This window comes from Actinoplanes sp. TFC3, from assembly GCF_001553785.1.
In the GTDB taxonomy this organism is placed as follows: Bacteria; Actinomycetota; Actinomycetes; order Mycobacteriales; family Micromonosporaceae; genus Actinoplanes.
In genome coordinates this window covers 3427121-3430315 of the sequence record NZ_LOJP01000001.1, presented here as the reverse complement: position 1 = coordinate 3430315, position 3195 = coordinate 3427121, and the positions used below count along the sequence as shown (strand labels likewise).

The 3195-nt window shown below is 70.2% G+C and carries 2 protein-coding genes and 1 pseudogene; 1 reads left to right on the top strand and 2 read right to left on the bottom strand.

Going from position 1 to position 3195, the window contains the following annotated elements; translation table 11 throughout:
• Positions 1-164: 164 nt before the first annotated feature.
• Entirely contained in the window at positions 165-1196 is a 1032-nt protein-coding gene (locus tag TFC3_RS15420) for an LLM class flavin-dependent oxidoreductase (protein ID WP_067500294.1), read from the bottom strand.
• 305 nt (positions 1197-1501) lie between these two features.
• Between TFC3_RS15420 and TFC3_RS15415 the strand changes: the two genes are divergently transcribed.
• Entirely contained in the window at positions 1502-2359 is an 858-nt protein-coding gene (locus TFC3_RS15415) for a GDSL-type esterase/lipase family protein (protein ID WP_067500293.1), read from the top strand.
• Between the two features lie 4 nt (positions 2360-2363).
• Here TFC3_RS15415 and TFC3_RS15410 read toward each other — a convergent pair.
• Positions 2364-3195 (bottom strand): annotated as a pseudogene (locus TFC3_RS15410) (serine/threonine protein kinase); the annotation flags it as partial.

Sequence of the window (3195 nt, the reverse complement as noted above, 5' to 3'; positions counted from 1 at the left end):
GGGTGGGGTGGTGTCGGCGCAGGCCGTCAGGGTGGCCGCGGTGGTGACGGCGGCGGCGAGCAGGACGAGCTGGCGCATGCGGTGGCTCCCGGGGAAGAGGGGCGGGTCTGCTGCGGACACGCCCGGTGGGAGCTACCGATTTCACCGCCGCGGTAACAAAAAGATCACGAGCCGAGGAGTTCCTTGACGCGCGGGATGACCTCGGTGCCGTACAGGTGGATCGCGGTCATCAGGTCCTCGTGGGGCAGCGTGCCAACCGAGTACTTCAGGTCGAAACGCTGGATGCCCACCGACTGAACCGTCCGGGCGATCTTGGCTGCCACGGTCTGCGGGGAACCGACGTGCCAGGCGCCCTCGGCGATGTCGGCCTCGAAACGCTCACGGGTCAGCGGCGGCCAGCCCCGCTCGGCGCCGATGCGGGTCATCGCCTTCCGCGCTTGCGGCCACAGCGTCTCCACCGCCTGCTCGTCGGTCCCGGCGATGAAGCCCGGCGCGTGCACCGCCACCGGCAGTTTCTCCCGGTCGAACCGCTCCAGCGCCCGGTGGAACAGATCCACGTACGGAGCAAAGCGCGCCGGTTCACCCCCGATGATCGCCAGCACCAGCGGGAAGCCGTACTGGGCGGCACGCACCACCGACTCGGGGCTGCCGCCGACACCGATCCACGCCGGGATCCGCCCGGCCTCGGTCTTGGGGTAGACCTCCTGAGCGCTCAGCGGCGCCCGGACGGTGCCCTGCCAGGTGACCGCCCTCTCGGTCAGCAGCTCGGCCATCAGGTCGGCCTTCTCGGCGAACAACTGCTCATAGTCGCCCAGGTCGTAGCCGAACAGCGGGAACGACTCGGTGAACGACCCGCGGCCCAGCGTGATCTCGGCGCGCCCGTTCGAGAGTGCGGCGAGGGTGGCGAAGCGTTCGTACACCCGCACCGGGTCGTCGGAGCTGAGCACTGTCACCGCGGTGCCGAGCTTGATCCGGCGGGTGCGGCTGGCGATCGCGGCCAGGACGATCTCGGGCGCTGACACCGCGTAGTCGTCGCGGTGGTGCTCGCCGAGCCCGAACGCGTCCACCCCGATCTCGTCGGCGAGTACTGCCTGCTCGACCACGTTGCGGATCACCTGGGCGTACGGCAGCGGGAGGCCGTCGGGGCCGGCGGTGACGTCACCGAACGTGTCAAGACCGAACTCCACGCGCGTCATCCGGCGATCTTAGTGCGCGTCCGGCGGCGGCGAACGCCAACACGGCCGCGGCCCAGGAGGCCGGGAACAACCGGCCCGGCTGTCCTGCGGCAACGGCTCAGGCAGCGGGGACCAGATCGGCTCCGGTACGCAGCAGCGTATCGCAAGAGGCGTCACCTGAGTCGTCACGCAGGTCAGAGCGACGCGGGGCGAGCCGCTTGAGGTCATCATGCGCAAACTCATGACCCGGGTCATGGTCCCCGATCATGCACCGATGTGCCTTAGGGTGCTTCTGTCATGACTTCTGGTTACTTTCGGGGAGCACCGTGGTCCGTCGTTGGCAGATTGCCGGTTTGGCCTTGCTCGCAGCACTCGCGCTCGCCTGTGACGGCGCGGGCGCCACTCCCGGCTCGACAAAGACGCCCGCACCCACGCCGAAGTCCGGCTACCCCTCGTCCATGGCGGCCATCGGCGACTCCATCACCGCCGGGTACGGTAGCTGCGGCATCTACGTGGCGTGCAGCCGCAACTCCTGGTCGACCGGGGGAGCCGACGGCATCGACAGCCACTACGAGCGGATCCTGGCCAAGAACGCCAAGATCAAGGGCCATGCGCGCAACTTCTCGGTGCCCGGTGCGGACGCCGCCGACCTGCCGGGCCAGGCATCCTCGGCGGTGGACGCCAAACCCGAGTACGTGACCGTGCTGGTCGGCGCGAACGACGCCTGCGCCGCAACCGTGGATGGCATGACCGCGGTGACAACGTTTCGCTCCCGGGTCGACAAGGCGCTGAGCCGGCTCAAGAAGGGGCTGCCCAAGGCGCGGATCCTGATGGCCAGCATCCCGGACATGTACCGGCTGTGGGAGCTGGGCCACGAGGACACCAACGCCGTACGGGTGTGGAACCGGGCCGGCATCTGCCAGTCGCTGCTCGCACGGCCCACGTCGACCGCGGCGGCCGATGACGCCCGCCGCCACCGGGTCGAGGACCGCGTCGACGCCTACAACGATCAGCTGGAACGCGCCTGCCGGGAGTACGGCGAGCGGTGCCGCTGGGACGGGGGCAGCGCGCACCGGGTCAAGTTCTCGCTGGACCTGGTCAACACGTTCGACTACTTCCACCCCAACCGCGAGGGTCAGCAGCGCCTCGCCGAGGTCACCTGGCCCGGAAAGATCAACTGGTAGGTGCCTACACCAGGTCGGGGTGGTTGTCGGCGCCGGTGGAGACCAGCTCGGCGTCCATCATCATGCCCCACTGCGGATCGCTGACCAGGGCCTTCGCCTCGTCGGTGGTCAGCGCGGCCGGGGCCGGCGGGTTGCGTGAGCCGTCCCAGGCCAGGCAGGTGGCCACGTCGGCCTGCACCACTGTGCCATCGGGCCAGGTGGCGGTGACTGTCTTGTTCTGCACGCAGTTCTTGGTGTTCGAGCTCACCACTACCTTGGGCTCACCGTCGCGTACCGGATTGTTCCGCTTGCCCTTGACGGTCAGCGTCACCATCCCGTTGCCGCCCTCGCTGAGGTCCAGGTAGAAGAGCAGCTTGAGCGGGTCGCTGCCGCGCAGGTGGCTGACCGTGCGCTCGGGCAGCAGCCGGCTCACCAGCTCGGCCAGCGCGGCCGGGGTGGCGGCTTCGTACTCGGGTTCGGCCGGGGCATACACCTCGGAGGTGGTGTAGTCGTCCTGGTAGCCGGTCGACGAGTCGATGTGCGAGAACACGATGCCGGTGAGCAGCACGCCGAGCACGCCGGTGGCCACCATCAGCGCCACGAACGCGCGGGAGTGCCGGCGCTGCTTGCCCGATCCGGCAGGGAAGGCGGCGGAGCCGGGGCCGCTCGGGAACCCGGCCAGCGGGCGGGGCTGTTGCTGCGGCGGCGGGGCCCAGGACTGCGGCTGCGGCGCCGGTCGGTCCGGCACCCGCTGCGTCGGCGGCCGCCAGGCCTGCGGATGCGGCTGCGCCTGGGGTTGCGGCCGGACCTGCGGTTGCGCCTGGGGCTGGGGGGTGGGCGCGGCGGCGGGTGTGGGC